At 68.2% G+C, this 24366-nt stretch carries 18 protein-coding genes; 11 read left to right on the top strand and 7 right to left on the bottom strand.

The annotated features are described in order from the left end of the window. The first annotated feature begins 60 nt into the window (after positions 1 to 60). From GTW51_RS04990 to GTW51_RS05030, 9 genes are all read left to right on the top strand, one after another. Complete coding sequence (locus GTW51_RS04990; protein ID WP_163042803.1) at positions 61 to 1422, top strand: NAD-dependent succinate-semialdehyde dehydrogenase; 1362 nt, start codon at positions 61 to 63, stop codon at positions 1420 to 1422. Between the two features lie 206 nt (positions 1423 to 1628). Beyond that, positions 1629 to 3266 carry a glucose-6-phosphate isomerase gene (pgi, locus tag GTW51_RS04995; RefSeq protein WP_163042804.1) on the top strand — a complete coding sequence of 546 codons (1638 nt, stop codon included), beginning with the start codon at positions 1629 to 1631 and terminating at the stop codon, positions 3264 to 3266. Next, positions 3266 to 5767, top strand: a complete 2502-nt coding sequence (locus tag GTW51_RS05000; protein WP_163042805.1) for a glycogen/starch/alpha-glucan phosphorylase — start codon at positions 3266 to 3268, stop codon at positions 5765 to 5767. Before pgi ends, GTW51_RS05000 begins: the two co-directional genes overlap by 1 nt. Positions 5768 to 5938: 171 nt before the next feature. Next, entirely contained in the window at positions 5939 to 7210 is a 1272-nt protein-coding gene (gene glgC, locus GTW51_RS05005) for a glucose-1-phosphate adenylyltransferase (RefSeq protein WP_163042806.1), read from the top strand. Further along, the gene (gene glgA, locus GTW51_RS05010; protein ID WP_163042807.1) at positions 7210 to 8652 is read left to right on the top strand and encodes a glycogen synthase GlgA; all 1443 of its coding nucleotides are present in this window, start codon (positions 7210 to 7212) and stop codon (positions 8650 to 8652) included. The genes glgC and glgA overlap by 1 nt, the downstream gene beginning before the upstream one ends. 9 nt (positions 8653 to 8661) lie before the next feature. Then, positions 8662 to 10290, top strand: a complete 1629-nt coding sequence (locus GTW51_RS05015; RefSeq protein WP_163042808.1) for an alpha-D-glucose phosphate-specific phosphoglucomutase — start codon at positions 8662 to 8664, stop codon at positions 10288 to 10290. A gap of 16 nt (positions 10291 to 10306) precedes the next feature. Next, complete coding sequence (gene glgX / locus GTW51_RS05020) at positions 10307 to 12361, top strand: glycogen debranching protein GlgX (RefSeq protein WP_163042809.1); 2055 nt, start codon at positions 10307 to 10309, stop codon at positions 12359 to 12361. 128 nt (positions 12362 to 12489) lie between these two features. Next, positions 12490 to 14307 carry a DNA mismatch repair endonuclease MutL gene (gene mutL, locus GTW51_RS05025; RefSeq protein ID WP_163042810.1) on the top strand — a complete coding sequence of 606 codons (1818 nt, stop codon included), beginning with the start codon at positions 12490 to 12492 and terminating at the stop codon, positions 14305 to 14307. A gap of 117 nt (positions 14308 to 14424) precedes the next feature. Further along, positions 14425 to 14637: a DUF2093 domain-containing protein gene (locus GTW51_RS05030; protein ID WP_203565896.1), complete on the top strand. Its 213-nt coding sequence runs from the start codon at positions 14425 to 14427 to the stop codon at positions 14635 to 14637. A 16-nt stretch (positions 14638 to 14653) separates the two neighbouring features. Here the strand turns inward: GTW51_RS05030 and lpxK are convergent, their stop codons facing one another. The 6 genes from lpxK to GTW51_RS05060 form a co-directional block, all read right to left on the bottom strand. Beyond that, positions 14654 to 15685: a tetraacyldisaccharide 4'-kinase gene (gene lpxK / locus GTW51_RS05035; protein ID WP_163042811.1), complete on the bottom strand. Its 1032-nt coding sequence runs from the start codon at positions 15683 to 15685 to the stop codon at positions 14654 to 14656. Next, a complete protein-coding gene (waaA, locus tag GTW51_RS05040; protein ID WP_163042812.1) occupies positions 15682 to 17013 on the bottom strand; it encodes a lipid IV(A) 3-deoxy-D-manno-octulosonic acid transferase in 1332 nt (443 codons plus the stop codon). Before waaA ends, lpxK begins: the two co-directional genes overlap by 4 nt. After that, entirely contained in the window at positions 17010 to 17771 is a 762-nt protein-coding gene (locus tag GTW51_RS05045) for a lysophospholipid acyltransferase family protein (protein WP_246232647.1), read from the bottom strand. The genes waaA and GTW51_RS05045 overlap by 4 nt, the downstream gene beginning before the upstream one ends. Positions 17772 to 17837: 66 nt before the next feature. Further along, complete coding sequence (locus GTW51_RS05050) at positions 17838 to 18071, bottom strand: DUF4170 domain-containing protein (RefSeq protein ID WP_163042814.1); 234 nt, start codon at positions 18069 to 18071, stop codon at positions 17838 to 17840. 15 nt (positions 18072 to 18086) lie between these two features. Continuing rightward, positions 18087 to 18890, bottom strand: coding sequence for a 3'(2'),5'-bisphosphate nucleotidase CysQ (locus tag GTW51_RS05055; protein WP_246232649.1), 804 nt, complete (start codon positions 18888 to 18890; stop codon positions 18087 to 18089). Position 18891: 1 nt separating this feature from the next. Continuing rightward, on the bottom strand, positions 18892 to 20229 hold the full coding sequence (locus GTW51_RS05060; protein WP_163042815.1) for a TldD/PmbA family protein: 1338 nt from the start codon (positions 20227 to 20229) through the stop codon (positions 18892 to 18894). A gap of 119 nt (positions 20230 to 20348) precedes the next feature. On the opposite strand from GTW51_RS05060, the gene GTW51_RS05065 reads away from it, so the two are divergent. Further along, positions 20349 to 22238 (top strand): monovalent cation:proton antiporter-2 (CPA2) family protein, encoded by a 1890-nt coding sequence (locus GTW51_RS05065; protein WP_163042816.1) that lies wholly within the window; start codon positions 20349 to 20351, stop codon positions 22236 to 22238. Positions 22239 to 22357: 119 nt separating this feature from the next. After that, complete coding sequence (locus GTW51_RS05070; protein ID WP_163042817.1) at positions 22358 to 23395, top strand: DNA topoisomerase IB; 1038 nt, start codon at positions 22358 to 22360, stop codon at positions 23393 to 23395. An 89-nt stretch (positions 23396 to 23484) separates the two neighbouring features. On the opposite strand, the gene GTW51_RS05075 is transcribed toward GTW51_RS05070, so the two are convergent. After that, on the bottom strand, positions 23485 to 24363 hold the full coding sequence (locus GTW51_RS05075) for a patatin-like phospholipase family protein (RefSeq protein WP_343033912.1): 879 nt from the start codon (positions 24361 to 24363) through the stop codon (positions 23485 to 23487). Between the last annotated feature and the right edge of the window lie 3 nt (positions 24364 to 24366).

A 24366-nucleotide genomic window follows, 5' to 3' on the forward strand; every position in this document is an offset into this window, starting at 1 on the left:
CCTATCTTGGCGCCGAACCGCGGCATCCTTCGCTGCGATCTGCTGAACCAGGAGCATCCCATGCCGACGAGCATCAATCCGGCCACCGGCGAGACGATCGAGGAATTCGCCGAGCACAGCGACAAGGACGTCGAGCATGCGCTGGCCAACGCCGACGCGGCCTTTGCCGACTGGCGTCGCTCGCCATTCAGCCGCCGCGCCGACCTCCTGCGCCGCACCGCGGATCTGCTCGAAGCCAAGAAGGAGGAACTGGGTCGTCTTGCGACGCTGGAAATGGGCAAGCGTCTGAAGGAAGCCGTCGCCGAGGTCGAGAAATGCGCCGTCGGTTGCCGCTATTACGCCGACCATGGCGAAAGGCTGCTCGCCGACGATCATCGTGACGGACCGGCCAAGCAGAACTACGTCGCCTATCTGCCGATGGGGCCGATCCTCGCGGTCATGCCATGGAACTTCCCGTTCTGGCAGGTCCTCCGTTTTGCCGCGCCAGCGATCATGGCGGGCAATGTCAGCATCCTGAAGCACGCCTCGAATGTCAGCCTCTGCGCGATGAAGATCGAGGAAATCCTGCTCGAGGCGGACGCGCCGCAGGGCGTGTTCCAGACGTTGCTGGTCTCCTCCAAACGGGTCGAGGGCATCCTGCGTGACCCGCGCATCCGCGCCGCCACGCTGACCGGCAGCGAGGGTGCCGGCTCCGCCGTCGCCGCCGTCGCCGGCTCGGAGCTCAAGCCGACGGTATTGGAGCTCGGCGGCTCCGACCCGTTCATCGTCATGCCCTCCGCGGATCTCGAAAAGGCTGCCGAGGTCGGCGTCGTCGCCCGCATGCAGAACAACGGCCAGAGCTGCATCGCCGCCAAGCGCTTCATTGTCCACGAGGACGTCTACGAGGACTATCTCGGCCGCTACCGGGAAAAGGTCGAGGCGATCAAGCTCGGCGATCCTATGGACGCGGAGACCGGCATGGGCCCGCTGGCGCTGCCCTCCAGCGTCGACGACCTCGGCGATCAGATCAGCCGCTCGGTGAAGGCCGGGGCGAAGCTGGTCACCGGTGGCGGCGCGCCCGAGGGGCCGGGCTATTTCTTCCAGCCCTCGATCATCGCGGACGTGCCGGAAGCGGCACCAGCCTATCGCGAGGAGCTGTTCGGCCCCTGCGCGATCTTCTTCAAGGTGCGCAGCACCGACGAGGCGATCGCGCTCGCCAACGATTCCGATTTCGGCCTCGGCGGATCGGTTTGGACAAACGAGCCTGCCGAGCAGCAGCGTTTCGTGCGCGAACTCGACCAGGGTGCAACCAACTTCAATCGCATGACCGCGTCGGATCCCCGCCTGCCCTTCGGCGGGGTGAAGCGCTCCGGCTATGGTCGCGAACTCTCCGGCGAAGGCATGCACGCCTTCATGAACGTCAAGACCGTCACCATCGACTGACCGGTAGCTGGACACCCAGCGGGAGCGGCGCATGTCGCCGCTCCCGCTGCTTCGGATCAAGATTCAGGCAGGCTTCCAATCTGCACGAATTCCCATCACAATTTCCGACAAGACTGTTTGCCACGCCCGGTGAACCGGCCTAAAGGGACGGCTAGCCGGCTCTCGAATTCTGCCGCGCGTCGGACTGCGGCAACAGGAGCCTGTGGATGAGGCCTGACGAAACCCGCGGGGCGGATCTCGCGACACTGGCGGCGGCCGCACAGCAGAACGGGCCGCGCGCCTTGTTCGCCGCCGATCCGGACCGGTTCGCACGATTTTCCGCCCGTCACGGCGATCTTCTGCTGGATTTTTCCAAGACGTCCATCGATGCCGCAGCACTGCAGGCGCTGCTCGATCTCGCCCGCGCGCGGTCGCTCGAAGAGCGGCGCGACGCGATGTTCGCCGGCGCGCTGATCAACGAGACGGAAGGCCGCGCGGTCCTGCATGTCGCGCTGCGCGGCGAGCCGAAGGACGGCTACCGCACCGAAGGCAATCCGGTGAGCGGCGCCGTAGAGGACGTGCTCAAGGCGATGACCGCCTTTTCCGAGCGGATTCGCACGGGCGAACTGCGCGGCGCGACCGACAGGAACATCACCGACATCGTCAATATCGGCATCGGCGGCTCCGACCTCGGCCCGGCAATGGCGACGCTGGCGCTCGCGCCCTATCACGACGGGCCGCGGACGCATTTCGTCTCGAATGTCGACGGCGCCCACATCGCCGACACGCTGGCGAAGCTCGATCCCGAGACGACGCTGGTTATCGTCGCCTCCAAGACCTTCACCACCATCGAGACGATGACCAACGCCGCCACCGCCCGCGAATGGCTTGCCGGCGCGCTGGGCGAGGACGCGGTGAAGGCGCATTTCGCCGCCGTCTCGACGGCGCTCGACAAGGTCGCCGAGTTCGGCATCGCCGCGGACCGGGTGTTCGGCTTCTGGGACTGGGTCGGCGGGCGCTACTCTCTCTGGTCGGCTATCGGCCTGCCGCTGATGCTGGCGATCGGCAGCGCGCGGTTCCGCGAATTCCTTGCCGGCGGCCGCGACGTCGACCAGCACTTCCGGACGGCGCCGCTGGAGGCGAACCTGCCGGTGCTGCTCGGCCTCGTCGGCTACTGGCACCGCGCGCTCTGCCATTATCCGACCCGCGCCATCATCCCCTACGACCAGCGCCTCGCACGCTTCCCGGCCTATCTGCAGCAGTTGGACATGGAATCGAACGGCAAGCGCGTCGGGCCGAACGGTGAGCCGGTGGCGATCTCCGGCCCGGTCGTGTGGGGCGAGCCCGGCACCAACGGCCAGCACGCCTTCTTCCAGCTGCTGCACCAGGGCACGGATGTCGTGCCCGTCGAATTCCTGGTCGGCGCCCTGGCGCACGAGCCGGCGTCGATGCGCATCCATCAGGATTTGCTGCTCGCCAATTGCCTTGCCCAGAGCGAGGCGCTGATGCGCGGCCGCGACCTCGCCGAGGCGCGCCAGCAACTGCTCGACGCCGGCAGGTCGCCCGAAGAGGCCGAAGCCATCGCGCCGCATCGGGTGTTCCCGGGCAACCGGCCGTCGGTGACGCTGCTCTATCCGCTTCTCGACCCGGCCATGCTCGGCAGGCTCATCGCACTCTACGAGCACCGCGTCTTCGTCGAAGCCCAACTCTACGGGATCAACGCTTTCGATCAATGGGGCGTCGAGCTCGGCAAGGAACTCGCCAGCCGGCTGGTGCCGGTCGTTACCGGCGAAACGACGGCCGAGGGACGCGACGCGTCGACCGGCGGCCTCGTCGACGCCATCCGGAAAATAAGAGGTATCTGATGTCCGCACCGGTCCAGACCAACGAAGCCGCGCTGAATGGCAACGGTGTCCAGAAGCCCGAGCCGCGGCTGAACGACCCGGACACGCTGGCCCGGCAGATCGTCGAGAAACTCACCTACTCGATCGGCAAGAACCCGGCCTCGGCCCGCAAATACGACTGGCTGCGCGCCACGACCCTGGCGGTTCGCGACCGGATCATCGACCACTGGTTCGAGTCGGCCGATCGCTTCGCCGAAGAGGGCGGCAAGCGGGTCTGCTATCTCTCGATGGAATTCCTGATCGGCCGCATGCTGCGCGACGCGATCAACAATCTCGGCCTCACCGAGCCGGTGCGCGAGGCGCTGGCGCGCTACGGCGTCGAGCTCGACATGATCGAGCTCCTGGAGCCGGACGCCGCGCTCGGCAATGGCGGCCTCGGACGGCTCGCCGCCTGCTTCATGGAGTCGATGGCCTCGACCGGGGTGCCCGGCTACGGCTACGGCATCCGCTACGTCCACGGCTTCTTCCGCCAGGAGATCGCCGATGGCGCCCAGGTGGAGCTGCCGGAAAACTGGCTGGTGCATGGCAATCCGTGGGAGTTCGAGCGGCGCAACGCCAGCTACGAGATCGGCTTCGGCGGCAAGGTCTCGATGATTCAGGAAGCCGGTCGCCCGGCGCGGCAGGTCTGGCGTCCTGCCGAGCGGGTGCTCGCCGTCGCCTACGACACGCCGATGGTCGGCTGGCGCGGCCGCCAGGTGAACACGCTGCGGCTGTGGAGCGCGCAGGCGCTCGACCCGATCCTGCTCGATGCCTTCAACTCCGGTGACCACATCGGCGCGCTGGTGGAATCCAACAAGGCCGAGGCGATCACGCGGGTGCTCTACCCGGCAGACTCCCACCAGGCAGGTCAGGAGCTGCGCCTGCGGCAGGAATATTTCTTCTCCTCCGCCTCGCTGCAGGACATCATCCGCCGGCATCTCGAAGAGAACGACAATCTGTCGAACCTTGCCGACAAGGTCGCGATCCAGCTGAACGACACCCACCCCGCCGTGTCGGTGGCCGAACTGATGCGGCTGCTCGTCGACGTGCACGGGTTTGGATGGGACGAGGCCTGGACGATCACCCGCGCCACCTTCTCCTACACCAATCACACGCTGCTGCCGGAAGCGCTGGAGCACTGGCCGATCCATCTGTTCGAGCGGCTGCTGCCCCGGCAGATGCAGATCATCTACGCGATCAATGCCGGGATCATTCGCGAGGCGGCCCAGGAGCATGGCTATGACGACGGCCAGGTGGCCGCGATCTCGCTGATCGACGAGGGCAACGGCCGGCGCGTCCGCATGGGCCAGCTCGCTTTCGTCGGCAGCCACGCGGTCAACGGCGTCTCGGCGCTACACACCGACCTGATGAAGCAGACGGTGTTCCGCGACCTGCACGAACTCTATCCGGACCGGATCCAGAACAAGACCAACGGCGTGACGCCGCGGCGCTGGCTGATGGAGGCCAATCCCGGCCTGACGGGGCTGATCACCGAGGCGATCGGCCCGGGCTTCCTCGACGATATCGAGAAGATCATCGAGATCGACGATCTCGCCGACGACGCCGCCTTCCGCGAGCGCTTTGCCGCGATCAAGCGGCAGAACAAGGAGCGGCTTGCCAACGTCATCGGCGAACGCATGGCGACGAGCGTCGACCCGTCGGCGATCTTCGACATCCAGGTCAAGCGCATCCACGAATACAAGCGCCAGTTCCTCAACATCATCGAGGCCATCGCCCTCTACGACCAGATCCGCTCGCATCCCGAGCGCAACTGGACGCCGCGGGTGAAGATCTTCGCCGGCAAGGCGGCGCCGAGCTACGTGCAGGCCAAGGAGATCATCCATCTGGCCAACGATGTCGGGCGGGTGATCAACGCCGATCCGGCGGTGCGCGACCTTCTGAAGGTGGTGTTCATCCCGAACTACAATGTCAGCCTCGCCGAGATCATCATGCCGGCGGCGGATCTCTCCGAGCAGATCTCGACGGCCGGGCTCGAGGCCTCCGGCACCGGCAACATGAAGTTCGCACTGAACGGTGCGCTGACCATCGGCACGCTGGACGGCGCCAACGTCGAGATGCTGGAGCATGTCGGGGAGGACAACATCTTCATCTTCGGGCTGACCGCCAGCGAGGTGGCGCAGCGCCGCCGCGAGGCCCATAGCGGCCGCTCGATCATCGACAACGAGCCGATGCTGCGCGAGGCGCTGGACGCGATCTCCTCCGGCCTGTTCTGCCCCGACAGCCCGTCGCGCTTCCACTCGCTGGTCTCGAACCTCTACAACAACGACTGGTGGATGATCTGCGCCGACTTCAAGGCGTACTGGGACACCCAGCGCACGCTGGACGACCTCTACACCCGGCAGGACGAGTGGCAGGCCAAGGCGGTCCACAACACCGCCCGCATGGGCTGGTTCTCCTCCGACCGCTCGATCCGCGAGTATGCCCGCGACATCTGGAAGGCGGGGCCCGGCCAGGCCGGTTGAGGGCCTCTGCTTTCTGTCGCATTGGCACGCTGACGGCGTAGCCGCTTGCGCGCGGTGCGCTATCTCGCTCTGACTGGCGCGTGGGGATATTGCTGGTCACAAGCGGGCATCAGACTGGTCTCGGCCGGTCCGATGCACGGGGGCCCCCGCTGCCGTTAGGGAGGGAGAAGAATGCCTGAGAATCGACGCATCGCGCCTTTGGCGCGCGACACCATGGCCTACGTGCTGGCCGGCGGCCGGGGCAGCCGGCTCTTGGAACTGACCGATACGCGCGCCAAGCCGGCGGTGTTCTTCGGCGGCAAGACGCGGATCATCGATTTCGCCCTGTCCAACGCCATCAATTCCGGCATAAGGCGCATCGGCGTCGCCACGCAGTACAAGGCCCACAGCCTGATCCGGCACCTGCAGAACGGCTGGAACTTCCTGCGGCCGGGCCGCAACGAGAGCTTCGACATCCTGCCGGCGAGCCAGCGCGTCTCGGAAGACCAGTGGTATGCCGGCACCGCCGACGCGGTCTACCAGAACATCGACATCATCGAGGATTATGCGCCGCGCTACATCGTCATCCTCGCCGGCGACCACATCTACAAGATGGACTACGAGTTCATGCTGCAGCAGCACGTGGACTCCAAGGCGGACGTGACGGTCGGCTGCCTGGAAGTGCCGCGCATGGAAGCCAGCGGCTTCGGCGTCATGCATGTCGACGAGAAGGACCGGATCACCGACTTCATCGAGAAGCCGGCCGACCCGCCGGCGATCCCGGGCCGGCCGGACACGGCGCTCGCCTCGATGGGCATCTACGTCTTCGAGACGCATTTCCTCATGGACCAGCTGCGGCGCGACGCCGCCGACACAACGTCCAACCGGGATTTCGGCAAGGACATCATTCCCCATATCGTGCGCCACGGCGTCGCCTACGCGCATCGCTTCAACCGCTCGGTGGTGCGCTCGGCAAACGAGCCGGACACCGAGGCCTACTGGCGCGACGTCGGCACGGTCGACGCCTACTGGCAGGCCAATATCGACCTCACCGACATCATCCCGCCGCTCGACATCTACGATCGCGACTGGCCGATCTGGACCTACGCGGAGACCGTGCCGCCGGCGAAGTTCGTGCATGACGAGGAGGGTCGCCGGGGCTCCGCCGTCTCGTCGCTGGTCTCCGGCGACTGCATCATCTCCGGCGGCATGCTGCGGCGCTCGCTGCTGTTCACCGGCGTGCGGCAGCGCTCCTATTCGATGCTGGACCACGCCGTGGTGCTGCCGCAGTGCCATATCGGCCGCCATGCGCGCATCACCAAGGCGGTGATCGACCGCGGCGTCCACATCCCCGACGGGCTGGTCATCGGCGAGGATCCGGAGCTCGACGCCAAGCGTTTCCGCCGCACCGAGAGCGGCATCTGCCTGGTGACCAAGCCGATGATCGACAGGCTGTCCTACTGATGAGCCTCAGCCTGCTCTCCGTCGCCTCGGAGGTGTTTCCGCTGATCAAGACGGGCGGCCTTGCCGACGTGGCGGGCGCGCTGCCGCTGGCGCTCGCCGAGCACGACATCGCTGTGCGGACGCTGATGCCCGGCTATCCTGACGTGATGCGCCAGATCGGCTCGGGCGACGCGCTCTGCCGCTTCGACGATCTGTTCGGCGGGCCGGCCGTGGTGATCGGGACGACGCTCGGCGGACTCGACCTGCTGGTCCTCGACGCCCCGCATCTCTACGACCGTTCCGGCGGGCCTTACGTGACCGCCGGCGGTTTCGACCATCCGGACAACTGGGCGCGCTTTGCGGCGCTGTCCAAGGCCGGGGCGGCCATCGCGCAGGGCGCGATTCCGGGCTTTCTGCCGGATATCGTCCAGGCCCATGACTGGCAGGCGGCCCTCACCCCGGTCTATCTGGCGGTGTCGAACCGGCCGCGGCCGAAAACGGTGGTGACCGTCCACAACCTCGCCTTCCAGGGCAGCTACCCGAGTTCGATCTTCGCCTCCCTCGGCCTGCCGGACACCGCCTGGTCGATCGAGGGCGTCGAATATTACGGCAATGTTGGCTACCTGAAGGGCGGGCTGCATGCCGCCGATCTCGTCACGACGGTCAGTCCGACCTATGCGGACGAGATCCTGACGCCAGCCGGCGGCATGGGGCTCGACGGCCTGTTGCGCGGCCGCGGCGACCGGCTTGTCGGCATCGTCAACGGGATCGACACGAGCGTCTGGGACCCGCAGACCGATCCGGCCATCGCCTGTCATTACAGCTCGAGGGCGTTGAAGGCCCGCACCCACAACAAGCGGGCGCTCGAGGGCGAGTTTGGGCTGCGTCGGGAGGACGGCCCGATCCTGGCCGTTGTAAGCCGGCTTACATGGCAGAAGGGCCTCGATCTCGTTGCCGAGGCTTGCGACGCGATCGTCGCGCGCGGCGCCCGGGTGGTGGTCGTCGGTTCGGGTGAGTCCGCGATCGAGGGACAGTTCCTGGCCGCCCACGCCCGCAATCCCGACCGGGTCGGCGTGCGGATCGGCTATGACGAGACGCTGTCGCACCGGGTTCAGGCCGGTGCCGACGCCATCCTCATCCCGTCCCGGTTCGAGCCCTGCGGCCTGACCCAGCTCTACGGCCTGCGCTACGGCTGCATCCCCTTCGTCTCCAAGGTCGGCGGCCTGGCCGACACGGTGATCGACGCCAACCACGCCGCGGCCAGCGCCGGGGTTGCGACCGGGGTAATCTTCGGCCCGCCCACCGGCCCGGCACTGATGGCGGGGGTCGACCGCGCGCTCAGGCTCTATGCCGACCCGAAAGGCTGGCGAAGCATGCAGGTTTCGGCCATGAACGCGGATGTATCCTGGCGCGCCAGCGCCCGGATCTACGCAGATCTCTTCCGCGATCTCACGAGAGAGTAGATTGACGCCATGATCGAGACGATCGCCACCAAGCCCTTCGACGACCAGAAGCCGGGCACGTCCGGCCTGCGCAAGAAGGTGCCGCATTTCCAGCAGCCGCATTATGCGGCGAACTTCCTGCAGGCGATCTTCGACGCGGTCGCGACCGGCGACGGCGACACGCTGGTGATCGGCGGCGACGGCCGCTTCTATAACCGCGAGGTGATCCTGCTGGCGATCCGCATGGCGGCGGCCAACGGCTATGGCCGCGTCATCGTCGGTCGCGGCGGGCTCCTGTCGACGCCGGCTGCCTCGCACCTCATCCGCAAGCGCCAGGCATCCGGCGGCATCATCCTCTCGGCGAGCCACAATCCGGGCGGCCCGACCGGCGATTTCGGCATCAAGTACAACATCGCCAATGGCGGCCCCGCCCCGGAGCGGATCACCGAGGCGATCTTCGCCAAGGCCTCGAGCCTGACACGCTACCGGGTCTGGACCGAAACCGCCCCCGACATCTCGCGTATCGGCGAGAGCCGGCTGGGCGACATGGTCGTCGAGGTGGTGGATCCGGTCGCCGACTATGCCGACCTGATGGAGAGCCTGTTCGACTTCGCGCTGATCCGCGAGTTCATTGCCTCGGGCTTCACGCTGCGCTTCGACGCGATGCATGCGGTAACTGGACCCTATGGCCGGGAGATCCTCGAAAACCGCCTCGGCGCCCCGCGCGGCACGGTGATCAACGGCGTGCCGCTGCCGGATTTCGGCGGCGGCCACCCCGATCCCAACGCGGTCCACGCCGCCGCCCTGATCGAGGAGATGATGGCGCCGGACGGGCCGGATTTCGGTGCGGCCTCGGACGGCGACGGCGACCGCAACCTGATCGTCGGCAAGGGCATCGTCGTCTCGCCGTCGGACTCGCTGGCGATCCTTGCCGCCAACGCGCCGCTGGCCCCCGCCTATGCCGGCGGCATCGCCGGCATCGCAAGGTCGATGCCGACCAGCCAGGCCGCCGACCGGGTCGCCGAGAAGCGCGGTATCGGCCTCTACGAGACACCCACCGGCTGGAAGTTCTTCGGGACGCTGCTCGACGCCGGCAAGGTGACGATCTGCGGCGAGGAGAGCGCCGGCACCGGCTCCGACCACGTGCGCGAGAAGGACGGGCTCTGGGCCGTGCTGCTCTGGCTCAACATCTTGGCGGCGCGACGCGAGAGCGTCCGGGCGGTGGTCGAGAGCCATTGGGCCGAGTTCGGCCGCACCTTTTACCAGCGGCACGACTACGAGGAGATCGATTCCGCCGCGGCGGAGGGGCTGATGGAATCGCTGCACGACCGGCTCGCCTCGATGGCCGGCCAACGCTTCGGCACGCTCGTCGTCTCGGAGGCCGACGATTTTTCCTACAAGGACCCGATCGACGGCTCCGTCGCCACCGGCCAGGGCATCCGCATCGTCTTCTCGGGCGGCTCGCGCATCGTCTTCCGCCTGTCTGGCACGGGGACGCAAGGGGCGACGCTCCGGGTTTATATCGAGCGTTACGAGAAGGACCCGGCGCGCCATGCCACGGCGCCGGAAATCGCGCTCAAGGAGCTTGTCGACACCGCCGACGCGATCGGCGAGATCAGGAAGCGCACGGGCCGGACCCGGCCCGACGTCATCACCTGATCGCGACGACGAGCCCATGACCTACGACATCACCGCCGAGCGCGGCAGGCCTTCATCGCTCGGCGCGACGATCGAGGCGGACGGCGTGCATTTCGCCGTCTATTCGAAAAATGCCGAGGCGATCCATCTCTGCCTGTTCGACGAGGCAGGCAGCCTGGAGACCGACAGGCTGCCCTTGCCCGGCCGCGACGGCGGCACGCGCTACGGCTTCGTGCCGGGGCTGGCCGCCGGGGCCCGCTACGGCCTGCGGGCCGTCGGGCCGTTCCAGCCGGAGGAAGGTCACCGCTTCGACTATTCCAAGCTGCTGGTCGACCCCTACGCGATCCAGCTCGATCGGCCGTTCGTCTACACGCCGGTGCTGACCGCGCCACCGGGGCGCGAACTCGACAGCGCAGCCTTCGTGCCGCGGGCCGTAGTCACCGATCTCGCCCGCGATGCGGCCCCGCTGCCCTTCGCGCCGCCCGGCCTCACCTACGAGATGCAGGTCCGCGCCTTCACCCAGCGCCATCCGGACGTGCCGGCGGCGATCCGCGGCACCGTGGCGGCGCTGGCCGAACCTTACCTGCTCGATCATCTGCAGCGGATCGGCGTCGAGACGGTCGAGCTGATGCCGCTCGCCGCGTGGATCGACGAAGGCCATCTGCTCAATCTCAATCTCACCAATGCCTGGGGCTACAACCCGATCACCCACATGGCGCCCGATCCGCGGCTTGCGCCCGGCGGGCTTACCGAAATCCGCCGCACGGTCGAGGCGCTGCACGCGCGCGGCATCCGCGTGCTGCTCGACGTCGTCTTCAACCATTCCGGCGAGGGCGACGAGACCGGCCCGACGATCTCCTATCGCGGCCTCGACAATTTGCTCTACTACCGCCACCCGGAAGGCGAGCCAGCCTTCATGCTGAACGACACCGGTACCGGCAACACCATGGCGACCGATAAGGCGCCGGTCGCGCGGATGTTCGTCGACGTGCTGCGGACATGGGTCGAGACCACCGGGATCGACGGTTTCCGCTACGATCTCGCCACCGTGCTCGGCCGGGTCGATGGGGGATTCTCGACCGACGCGCCGTTCTTCAAGATGGTCGCCGCAGATCCGCTGCTGAAGGACCGCATCCATGTGGCCGAGCCCTGGGATGTCGGGCCGGGCGGTTACCAGGTCGGCAATTTCCCCAAGCCCTGGTTCGAGTGGCAGGACCGCTTCCGCGACGACGTCCGGCAGTTCTGGCAGGGTGCCGGCTTCATGACCGGGGCACTGGCGACGCGCCTGGCCGGCTCGGCCGACATCTACGACCATGACGGGCGGTCCCCGTCGGCCAGCGTCAACTACATCGCGGCGCATGACGGCTTCACCCTCGCCGACATCGTCATGTATACCGACAAGCACAACGCGGCCAACGGCGAGGACAATCGCGACGGCCACAACGAGAACCATTCCTGGAACAACGGCGTCGAGGGCGAGACCGACGACCCGGGCATCATCGAGGCGCGCGGCAAGGATATCCGGGCATTGCTGGCGACGCTGCTGGTGGCGCGCGGCACGCCGATGATCGTCGCCGGCGACGAGTTCGGCCGCACCCAGGGCGGCAACAACAACGCCTACTGCCAGGACAACGAGATCTCCTGGCTGGACTGGGAGAACGCCGACGACGCGCTGATCGACTTCACCGCGCGGCTCTCCCGGCTGCGGCGCGAGCATCCGGCGCTCTGCGCCGACCGCTTCCTCACCGGCGCGCCGGTCGACGGCGGCGACGTGCCGGACGTCGAGTGGCTGCGCGAGGACGGCATGGTGATGCACGCATCCGACTGGGACGATGGCGGGCGGCACTTCCTCGGCATGTCGGTCTACGCGCCGCGGCGCGACGCGGACGACGAGAGCGAGCGGGCGGTGATTTATCTCAACGCTGCGCGGGCGCCTTCGACGGTTACGCTGCCCCTCCCCCGCCCCGGCCACCGCTTCTGCCTGCATGTCCGCTCCGACGCGCCGCAGGAGAAACCCTGCGTGGTCGATGCCTCAGAGACGCTGATCGTCGAGGGACGGTCGGTCTACGTGATGCTCGAGGAACGCGTCTGAGACGGCGCGCCGTCCACAGGCGCGCACCGCCCGCGTTTGCCCGCATCGCCCCGCCGCGATAGACACGGGATCCGAGCGGGGTGAGCCCGCTCGCGGATCCCCGACACATCACCGGCAGCCGAAACCCCATGGCGATCGCCCAGCTCTCCGATGCCCTGATCGACCAGATCGCCGCCGGCGAGGTGGTCGAGCGGCCGGCGAGCGTCGCCAAGGAACTGATTGAGAACGCGCTCGACGCGGGCGCGCGGCGCATCGAGATCGCCACGGCCGCGGGCGGCAAGAGCCTCCTGCGCGTCACCGACGACGGCAGCGGTATCGCCGCCGACGAATTGCCGCTGGCGGTGCGGCGCCATTGCACCTCCAAGCTAGCGGGCGGGCTCGACGCCATCGAAACACTCGGCTTTCGCGGCGAGGCGCTGCCCTCGATCGGATCGGTGGCGCGGCTGACGGTGAAGTCCCGTGCGGCCGGTGCCGCGGAAGCCTTCGAGATCGCCGTCGATGGCGGCCGGGTGAGCGGGCCGCGCCCGGCGGCCCTGTCACGCGGCACGGTGGTCGAGGTCCGCGATCTCTTCCATGCCGTGCCGGCGCGGCTGAAATTCCTCAAGAGCGACAGGGCCGAGGGCGCGGCTATCACCGAGATCGTCCGGCGCCTCGCCATCGCGTTTCCGGCCGTACGGTTCGAGCTCGCCGGTCCCGACCGCACCCAGACGGTGTTCGAGGCGGTCGACGGCCGCGACAGCCTGCGGCGCATCGAGGCGGTGGTCGGCAAGGATTTCGGCGCCAATGCCATCGCCATCGCGGCCGAGCGCGAAGGCGTGCAGCTCAAAGGTTTCGCCGGCCTGCCGACCTTCCACCGCGGCAACGCGTTGGCGCAATATGTCTATGTCAACGGACGGCCGGTGCGTGACCGGCTGCTCCTCTCGGCGCTGCGCGGCGCCTATGCCGACGTGATGGCCAGGGACCGGCATCCGGTGGCCGTGCTGTTCCTGACGCTCGACCCGGCGCTGGTCGACGTCAACGTCCATCCGGCCAAGGCCGACGTGCGCTTCCGCGATCCCGGCCTGGTCCGCGGCCTGATCGTCGGCGCGATCCGCCAGGCCTTCACCGCGGCGGGCCTGCGCGCTACGACCACGGGCGCCAGCGGCCTGATGGACCGCTTCCGCCCCGAGGGCGCTCCTGAAGCCGCGCCGCGTCGCTTCGACGGCTTCGCCCCTGGCGGGTTCGCGTCGCCGGCCCAGACAAGCTACAGCGCGTCCACCTCGCCTTATCGCCCGTTACAGGACGACGGCGCCGCAGGGCCGATCGATAGCGCAGCGCCGCCATATCGAGCCGACCCCATCGATCCGGAAGCTGGCGCCGAGCGCCGCTATCCGCTCGGCGCGGCGCGGGCGCAGCTGCACGGCAATTTCATCGTCGCCGAGACCGAGGACGGAATGGTCATCGTCGATCAGCACGCGGCACATGAGCGGCTGGTCTACGAGGCGCTGAAGACGGCGCTGCACGGCAAGACGCTGGCCTCGCAGCTCTTGCTGATCCCCGAGATCGTCGACCTGCCCGAGGACGACGCCGAGCGGCTGGCGGAGCATGCAGAGCCGCTCGGCCAGCTCGGCCTCGCGGTCGAACGCTTCGGTCCGGGCGCGGTCGCGGTGCGCGAGACACCGGCGATCCTCGGCCAGGTCGACTGCCGGCGGCTGATCCTCGACATCGCCGACGAGCTCGCCGATCTCGGCACCGCCGGGACGCTGAAGAGCCGCATCGACCACGTTGCGGCGACCATCGCCTGCCACGGCTCGGTGCGAGCGGGTCGGTCGCTGCGCCCGGAAGAGATGAACGCGCTCTTGCGCGACATGGAGGCGACGCCCGGAACCGGCCAGTGCAATCACGGCCGCCCGACCTTCATCGCCCTGAAGCTCGCCGATATCGAGAAGATGTTCGGCCGGCGCTGAGCGCACGTCTGTGGCTGTTCGGCGTTGACGCTACCGCCGAGCCCTCCTAGGACAGTCGGGCAATGCCGCATGCGTGCCCGATGACGACACGCACCCGGCCGAGAAGCGGAGATTACGATGAACCGCATGGACAGCGGCGGCGAGGCGCTCCTTCGTTACGCCACGCCCGACTTCCAGGTGCTGCGCGCCGGCTCCTACGTCCGCTGCGCCGTGACCGGCGAGGCGATCCCGCTCGACCTCCTGCGCTACTGGAGCGTTGCGCGCCAGGAAGCCTATGTCGATGCCGAGGCGGCGTTCCGGCGCGAGCGCGAGACGTCGGCAGGCAGCTGACACCAGAGACTCAGGTTCAGCCGTATCTACGCCGCCGGAAGGCACGCTGCGTATCGCGGACGATACGCGCGCCGAGGCTCGGCGGCAGGAAGCCGAGCACCACGTCCAGCACCTCGCATTCCTTCATGAACAGCTTTGTCGCCTCGCCGCCCGTCGACAGGCGGACGGCGTCCTTGCGGGTGGTCACGAGTTGCAGGCCGGAGCGCCAGGCGGCGGCCGAGAGCTCGTCCATGTCGCTCTTCGAGAAGACATGGTGGTCGGGGAAGTCCCTCGTCTCGGCGATCTCGGCACCCAGCCCGGCCAGGCTGTCATAGAACTTGCCGGGATCGGCGATGCCGGCGAAGGCGAGGACCCGCAGGCCCCGGAAGCGCTCGCCGCCGGGCGCGGTGATCGCTGCCTCGAAGACCGGTTTGTTGGCCCGCGCCGTGCGACGGATGAGCGGGTCCGCCGCCTCGCCGGGGCCGATCACCAGCAGCGCGTCGGCGGCGCGGATCTGGTCGAGGAGCGGCGCCCGCAGCGGCCCTGCCGGAATCACCGCGCCGTTGCCGAGACCGCGCCGCGCATCCACCGCGATCAGGGCGTAGTCGATCTGCAGGTGGGCGCTCTGGAAGCCGTCATCCATGATGATGAAATCGACGCCCCGCTCGGCGCGGAGCATCGCGGCGGCACGCTTGCGATCGGCCGCGACCGCCGTCGGTGCCACCGTCGCCAGCAGCAGCGGCTCGTCACCGACTTCCGCCGCCGAATGATGCGCTGGATCGACGAGCACCGCCGTGCGACCGGCCCGACCATAGCCGCGTGAGACGAACCCCGGCGTGAAGCCCGCTTCCTTGGCCGCCTTTCCCAGCGCCATCGCCGTCGGCGTCTTGCCGCCGCCGCCGACGGTGAAATTGCCGACGCACAGAACCGGCACGCCGACATCGGCGCGTGTGCCCTTTGCCAGATTGCGGCCGGCAACGCGCCCGTAGATGTAGGCCGCCGGGGCCAGCAGCCGCGCCGCGATGGACCGCTCCTGCCACCAGAATGGCGGCGTCTCGCGGTGCATCATCGCCGCCAGGCGGCCTGGCCCCGCTGCTCGAGCCCGATCGACAGTTTCAACGGGTGCAGGAACGGCTGCAGCGCCTGCATGGTGCGCGACAGGGCGCCACGCATTTCCTCGACCGTCTCGCCGGCGGCGTCGGCCATCCGGTGCAGCGTCTTCGGCTCGTCCAGCAGCTGCTCGACATGCGCCGAGAGCGCGTCGCCGTCCCGGACGATGCGAGCGCCGCCGTTCTTCAGGAGACGCTGGTAGGAATCGCGGAAATTCTGGACGTAGCGGCCGGACAACACTGCCGTCCCCAGCATCGCTGCCTCGAGCGGGTTCTGCCCGCCCTCGCCGGCCAGCGACTTGCCGAGAAAGGCGATCTCGGTCAGCCGCAGATAGAGCCCCATCTCGCCGGTCGTGTCGCCGAGGAAGATATCGGTCGTGTGGTCCGGCACCTCGCCGCGGCTGCGACGGGCCACGACCAGCCCGGCATCGGTCAGCAGCTTCTCGATCGCGTCGCCGCGCTCGGCATGCCTCGGCACGAGGATCGTCAGCAGGCCCGGATGGCGCTCGGCGATGCGCTTGTGGGCGGAAGCGACGAGTTCCTCCTCGCCGGCGTGGGTCGAGAGGGCTGCCCAGCGCGGCCGGTTGCCGAAAGCCTGCCGCAGGTCAGCCAGTTCCTCCGCGACGCAGGGCGGGGGCAGGGAATCGGCCTTGAGATTGCCGGCGACCGTCACGGCGTGCGCGCCGAGAAGGCGGAAGCGCTCGCCATCGACCTCCGATTGCGCCACGACATGGGCCAGTTTCTCGAGCAGGGCCTCGGCCATCCAGGGCGCTGATTTCCAGCGCTTGAACGAGCGATCCGACAGGCGGCCATTGACCAGGACCTGCGGGATGCGGCGCCGCGCGAGTTCGAGCAGCGTCATCGGCCAGATCTCGCTCTCGGCGACGATCGCGACGTCCGGGCGCCAATGGTCGAGGAAGCGTCCGACCGAGGGCTTGAGGTCGAGCGGGACATACTGGTGCACGGCGCAGTCCGACAGCCGCTCGTCGACGAGCCTCGCCGAGGTCATGGTGCCGGTGGTGATGACGACGTTGATCCCGTCGGCGGCGATGGCGCGGACAAGCGGCGCCACGGCGACGCTTTCGCCGACGCTGGCGGCATGGACCCAGACCAGCGGGCCGGTTTCCGGGCGGGCGACGCTGGCATAGCCGTAGCGCTCGCGGCGACGGCCGGAATCCTCCTTGCCGCGCGACACACGGTAGCCGACATAGGGGCCGAGCAGCGGATAGGCGAGCGCCCCGGCGAGCCGGTATGCGACCAGGGCGGCACGGGCGAGCGGATCACTCACGCGGCGCCTCGCGCCAGGCGCTCCGCGACGACATTCGCCGCTTCGATCGCCCGGGTAATCTCGTGCCGCTTGGCCTCCATGACGGCCTCGTCCGCATCGGCGGGGACGTGGATCGGCTCGCCGACCACCACGGCGATCCGGCCGAAGGGAAGCGGCAGGGCCGTCCTGTCCCAGGAACTCTTCACGACGTAGCGACGGCTGGTCACCGCAGCGCTCGGCAGGACCGGCCGCCCGGAGATCCGGGCGAGCATGACAATGCCCTGCCCCGCCTCGCGGGGCGTTCCCTTCGGGACGTCGGCGATCATGCAGACGCCGATCCTGTCCGCAAGGCGTCGGCGCAGCGCGATCAGCGCCCGCGCGCCGCCTTTCTGGGACCCATCGGCACCGGCGCGGCCGCCGGAGCCGCGCACGGTGTCGATCCCGAAGCGCTCGACGACATTGGCATTCAACTCGGCGTCGCTGCTGCGCGACAGCAGCGCGACATAGGGCAGTTCGACCGGCCGGAAGAACGGTGCCAGCAGGTGCTGCCCGTGCCACAGGGCGACGATGGCAGGATGCGTCCGGGTCAGGTCGCCGCGCCAGTCGCTGGACCCTGCCGCCTTGCGCTGCGTGGCATGGACGAAACGCAGGCCGAGATAGATGATCGCCCCGAGGACCGACGTGGCAAAGCGGCCGCGGATGACCCGGCGAAGACCCCGTCGCAGGGACTTGCGCCATCGCCTGCGGACGGGGGGACGTTCGGGCGAACCAGTCTGCATTCCGATCCTGTCATCGGCCATGATCTCACCCGTCATGGCGGTAGGCACTCGCGGCAATCGGATCGGTCACGCCTGGCCGGGGCTCAGCAGCCGGTGCATGTGAACAATGAAATAGCGCATCGAGGCGTTGTCCACGGACTGTTGTGCCTTGCTGCGCCAGGCCGAGAGAGCAGACGCGTAGTCCGGGAAAATTCCGACGATATCAAGGCTTTCCAGATCCTTGAACTCGACTTCCCGGAGGTCCTTCAGCTCACCGCCGAAGACGAGATGGAGAAGCTGCTTCGGCGCTTGATCATCCATGGCGACAGTCCTTGCTCAGGTCTCGGTTCGATCGGGTATCACGTCGGCAAGCCGGCGCACCCGATCCCGGGCGCTCAGCGACGACGCGACCAACAGGCCATGCCTCTTGCCACGGCTCCTGTAAAGGCTGGCAGCCCCATGACGATCGGACAAGAGCCCACCGGCCCGCTCGATCAGCAGGTCGGCGGCCGCGATATCCCAGTCGTTGGCGCGCGGGCGCACCAGCGTGCCGTCGATCCGTCCGGCGGCGACCAGCGCCAGGCGATAGGCCAGCGACGGCACGGCTTTTTCCAGCAGCACACCGTCGCCCGCGGCCTCGTGCAGGCGCTTGCGCATGCTGTCGGGGACCGCCAGCCGCAGCGCATCGTCCGGGCCGGGTGACGAGGCCCTGCAGACCACGCCGTTCATCCGCGTCGGCGTGTCGGCCGTCACCTCGAAATGCTCGCCCAGCGCGGTCGCCGCGATGACTCCGGCGACGGGCCGGCCGTTCTCGACCACCGCCACCGAAACGCACCAGGTGTCCTCGCCGCGCAGGAAGGCTCGCGTGCCGTCGATCGGATCGACGACGAAGAAGCGCGCCGACCCGACATCCTGGAGGTCGGCGGACTGCATCTCTTCCGACAGCCAGCCATAGCCCGGCCGCGCGTCGAGCAGGGTCTGCTTCAGCAGCGCGTCGACGGCGTAATCGGCCTCGCTGACCGGCGAATCGCCTTCCTTCCACCAGACCTTCGGGTCTTGGCGGAAATAGCGCATGGCAAGATCGCCGGCCGCCTTCGCGGCCTGGCTGATCAGCGCCAGATCTTCAGCGAAACCGGTCAATTCATCGCCCTGCGACGGTCATGGTATCGATCCGCAGCGTCGGCGCGACGATCGAGAAGCGTTCGTCGCGATCGTTCGCGGCGGTGAGCGACAGCAGCATGTCCTTCAGATTGCCGGCGATCGTCATTTCCGAGACCGGCGTGGTGATCGCGCCGTTCTCGATCAGGAATCCTGACGCGCCGCGGCTGTAGTCGCCGGTGACGAGATCGGCGCCGTGGCCGATCAACTCGTCGATATAGAGCCCCGAGAAGGTGTCGCGGACGAGTTCCGCAGGCGTCATTGTGCCGGCCGAGACGATGACGTTGCTGGATGATGGTGAAACGCCGCCGGCCGAGCGTGAGCCGCGGCCGTTGGTCTCGAGCCCCAGCTCGCGAGCCGTCGCCGAATCGAGGATCCAGCTCTCGAGGATGCCGTCGCGCACGAGGCAGAGCGTCTCGCCACGCACGCCTTCACCGTCGAAGGGTCGTGATCCCGGCCGCCGGCGCAGCAGCGGCTCGTCGGTGACCGTGAACGACGCCGGCAGCACCGCCGAGCCCATCCGATCCTTGAGGAAGCTCGTGCCGCGGGCAATCGCCGCGCCGTTGATCGCCGAGACCAGGCTGCCGATCAGGCCGCGGGCGATGCGCGGATCGAAGATCACCGGATAGCGTCCGGTCGGCACCTTGCCGGGCGCCACGCGGCGGACGGTCCGCTCGCCGGCACGCTGGCCGATCGCCGCGGGTGAATCGAGGTCTGCCGCATGGATGCGGGAGTCGAAGTCGTAATCGCGCTGCATGCCGACGCCTTCGCCGGCGATGACGCTGACCGAGCGGGAAAAGCCCGAGCGCATCCGCTGTCCGGCGAAACCGGTGGAGGTCGCCAGCACCAGGCCCGAGGCGCCGGCCGAGACCGACGCGCCGCCGGAGTTGGTGACACCGGCAACGGCACGCGCCGCGTCCTCCATCGCCATTGCCTGGTCGACCATGTCGCCCGCCGCGATCTCGGTCGGATCGTAGAGATCGAGGTCGAGGTCGTCGCTGGCGAGCCTTGCCGGATCGGCGAGGCCGGCAAACGCGTCCTCCGGCGATACCCTGGCCATGGCGACGGCGCGCTCGGCGAGGCGCTCGGTGTCCGACGCGATGTCGGCCGAGACCGTGGCGACGCGGCGCCCGACAAAGACCCGGAGGGCTATTCCCTCGCTTTCGGCGCTTTCGGTGTCCTCGACCTTGCCGAGGCGCACCGAGGCCGAGCGGCCGAAGGAGCGCATTACCGCCACGTCGCTCGCGTCCGCGCCGGCCCTTCGTGCGGTCTCGATGAGCCGCTCGGCGACCGTCAGGAGCCGCGCCGTGTCATTGTCCATGATTGTGCCTGCTGGTTTTCGTATGAAGACCATCTATTGTGCGACGCGACAGCCATCAAGATGCGGGTCGCGTCAGCAACCCCTCGGTCGATCAACGCCGCGCCCGGACGAGACCCGCCTTGGAAGCTTCCACCCCCCTGTTCCTCGAGATCCTGATCCTTCTCGGCGGCGGCATCGTCGCCGCCACCCTGTTCAAGTGGATCGGGCTCGGTACCGTGCTCGGTTATCTCGCCGCCGGCATCGTCATGGGGCCGGTGCTGCGGCTCGTGCTCGACGGCGAGGAGATCCTGCATGTCGGCGAACTGGGCGTCGTCTTCCTGCTGTTCATCATCGGGCTGGAGCTGAAGGCCGGCCGCCTCTGGGCGCTGCGGCGGCAGATCTTCGGCGTCGGCCTGGCGCAGGTGCTGGTGACTGGGGCGGTTCTCGGCGCCGCGGCCTATGCATTCGAACAGGACTGGCACGCCGCCATCGTCATCGGCTTCGGCCTTGCTCTGTCGTCGACCGCCTTCGGGCTGCAGCTGCTCGAAGAGGCGGGCGAGACCAACACGCGGCACGGCGAGACCGGCTTTTCGGTGCTGCTGTTCCAGGATCTGGCGGTCGTGCCGCTGCTGGCGCTGCTGCCGTTCCTCGCCCCGTTCGCACAGGACACCGGTTTCGACCCGGTCCAGGTGGCGATCTCCATCGGTGCCGTCGTCGCCCTCGTCCTCGTCGGGCGCTACTGCCTCAACCCGCTGTTCCGGATCGTCGCGACCTCCGGGGCGCGCGAGGTGATGCTCGGCGCGGCGCTGCTCGTCGTGCTCGGGTCGGCGCTGCTGATGGCGGCGGCCGGCTTCTCGATGGCGATGGGGGCCTTCATCGCCGGCGTCCTTCTGGCGGAATCGACCTACCGGCACGAGCTCGAGGCCAATATCGAGCCGTTCCGCGGCCTGCTGCTCGGCCTGTTCTTCATCGGCGTCGGCCTGTCTCTGGATCTGGCGGGGATCGCGCAATACTGGCTGGCGATCCTCGTCGCGACGCCGCTCCTGATGATCGTCAAGGCCGTCCTGCTCTATTGGCTCGGACGCGGCTTCGGGGAGACCCACGCGACGGCGGCGCGCGTGTCGACCCTGCTCGCCCAGGCAGGGGAATTCGGCTTCGTGCTGTTCAGCGCCGCCGCGGCAATCGGGATCTTCTCGATCGAGACCGCCTCGCTGCTCATCGCCATCGTCACGCTGTCGATGGCCCTGACCCCGCTGGCGACCTATTTCGGCCGGCTGGCGACGCGGGGTAGCGAGGCGGAGACCCTCGATGAAGATTTCGACGGCGCCGGTTCCGAAGTCCTGATGATCGGCTTCTCGCGCTTCGGCCAGATCGTCGCCCAGGTGATGCTGTCGAGCGGCATCGACGTAACGATCCTCGATTCCTCGGCCGAGCGCATCCGCAACGCCACCCGCTTCGGCTTCCGCATCTATTTCGGCTCCGGCATGCGCAAGGAGGTGCTGGAGGCCGCGGGAATCCGCAAGGCACGACTGGTCGCCGTCTGCACCAACAAGCGGGAGACCACCGACCGCATCGTCGATCTCATCCGCTCGGAATTTCCCAATGTCAGCCTCTACGTGCGCTCCTATGATCGCGCCCACGCGCTGTCGCTGCGGGCGCGTGGCGTCGACTTCGAGATCCGCGAGACGGTGGAATCGGCCCTGGTGTTCGGCGGCGAGACACTGACCGGGCTCGGCATCGACGACGCGCTGGCCGAGCGCATCGTCGAGGACGTGCGGGCCCGCGACATCGAGCGGCTGAAGCTGCAGGAAGTCGAGGGTCTCTATGCCGGCAACGACATGGTGACGACACGCCCGGTAACGCCGGAGCCTCTGGTCAAGCCGCGCCAGACGGCCCAGGCGGTGGAGCGGCCGGCCGGCGACGACGAGCCGCGGGACCCCGCCACCGACGGCGCGTCTTCTCGCCGCAGGCGACCGGGTCGACCGTTCTCCCTGAAGCGGCTCGCCGCCTACAAGACGCGGTCGGGGTGATCGCATACCGGTAGTTCTCCGTGTGCCCGGCCAACCATTCGGCGCGTCCGGGAGAGGAACCAGCGCGCCAAAGGCGGCGTTCACGCCGCGACCATTTCCGGTTGCGGTGCCTGCCCTTCATGAACCTGAAACTTGCCCAGCACGCCGAACGCTTTGGCCTGACCATGGTCGATCCCGAGCTGTTCGCGATCGAACGGCGGCCCAGCGGCAAGGGCTACAAGATCTGCCTATGCAACGGCGAGAAGATCGCCGACAAGCGCCTCAAGGCGCGGTTGAGGGCGCTGGTGATCCCGCCGGCCTGGACCGACGTGCGGATCTGCGTCGAGGAGAACGGCCATATCCAGGCGATCGGTCGCGACGAGAAGGGCCGGCTGCAATATCGCTATCACGACGACTGGGTGAACGTCCGCAACGCCGTGAAGACCGAGCGCCTGCTGCGCTTCGGTCGCGCGCTGCCGCGGCTGCGGCGCCGGACCGCCAAGGACCTGAAACGCCGCACCGTGGACCGCCTCAGCACCTCGGCCCTGGCGACGCGCCTGATCGACGTCGCGGCGATGCGGCCCGGGCACGAGAAATACGCCGAAGACGGCGGTCGCGGCGTCGCCTCGCTGCGCAAGCAGAACCTGCGTATCGTCAAGAACGTCGCGGTACTGAAATTCGTCGGCAAGTCCCATAAGGAAAACCGCATCGAGATCGCCGACAAGGCGTTGGTGCGCTCGCTGCAACGGGTGCGCGAGGGCAAGGGCCAGCGGCTGTTCCGGTTTCCCGACGGCAAGAAGAAGCAGCGCGAACTGACCGCCAATCTGCTCAACGACTATCTGCGGGAGGCAGCCGAGGCCCGCATCTCGGCGAAGGATTTTCGCACCTTCCACGGCTCGGCCGAGGCGCTGCGCTACCTCATCGAGGAAACAGATGGCGCCGATACCGAGGCCAAGCGTAAACGGGCCGTGGCCAAGGCGATGCGCTCCGTGTCGAAGGTACTGCGCAACACGCCGGCGGTGGCGCGCTCGTCCTACGTCCACCCGGAGATCGTCGAAGCCTTCGAGGCGGAACGGCTCCCGATCGACCTGTTGAAGGGACGGCAGCGCGAGGGGCTCACGCGGGTCGAGACGGGCCTGATGCGTTTCCTGGAGGAAGTGGCGCGACAGACCCACTGAACGCATGGCTTCCGCTGGGCAGGTTCCCGGGTGCCGTCCTCGCGGCAAGCGTCGCCTCGATCTGACGTGACACGCAGCGAGTGCTTCTGTCAGGCGGTCGACGCGCCTGCTTCAGGCTTTGGGGCAACAGGCCGGTAGCCGGGCGTTTCGCCGAGCAACCGGTCGATGGCCCGCTTGGCATCCTCCTTGAAGGACGCGGTTTCGTCGAGAATCTGCCGCGTCAGCAGGAAGTCCAGCACGCGGTAGTGGTCGACCGGCGGGCGAAGCAGAAGGTCGGGCGCGCGGAGCTTGAGCTTGGTGTCGATGATCGACTGCATCATCAGCTGCGTTGCGCCGAACATCGCTTCCATGGGTGTCGGCAGGCCGCTGCCGTCGCCCTCCGGGCCGCCATTGACGTCGACCGCGATGACGATGTCGGCCCTGTCGCAGAGCCGGTCGAAGGGCAGCGGGTTGAAGATGCCGCCGTCGATCAGCACGCGACCCTTGCGGCGGACCGGCCGGAAGATCGCCGGCAGCGCGCAGGATGCGGCAAGCGCGCTGAGCAGGTCGCCGGAATCGATCTCGCATTCGAGCCGCTCGTAGAAATCCGTCGCCATCACGCCGAGCGGAATGCGCAGATCCTCGAAATGCGGCGGCAGGTCAGCGGGCAGGAAGGCGGCAAGCACCCGCCTGGCGTTGAGCTGGCCGAGCCGGAACCCGCCTTCCTCGACGAAATCCTTGAAGCTGAGCGGCCGGGTCCGCCAAAGCCCGGCCAGCACCTCGCGCTTGCGGGCGAACGTCTCGAGCGCGAACCCCCTTATATCGGCGCCCGACATGCCGGCGGCATAGCCCGCCGCCATGACCGCGCCGATGGACGAGCCGACGATACGGCTCGGCACGACACCCAGCTCGTCCAGCGCCTCGAGGACGTGGATATGGGCAATGCCGCGGGCGCCGCCGCCACCGAGCGCCAGCGCGACGTCGCTCACCGC

The organism is Aurantimonas aggregata (assembly GCF_010500835.1).
GTDB lineage: Bacteria > Pseudomonadota > Alphaproteobacteria > Rhizobiales > Rhizobiaceae > Aurantimonas > Aurantimonas aggregata.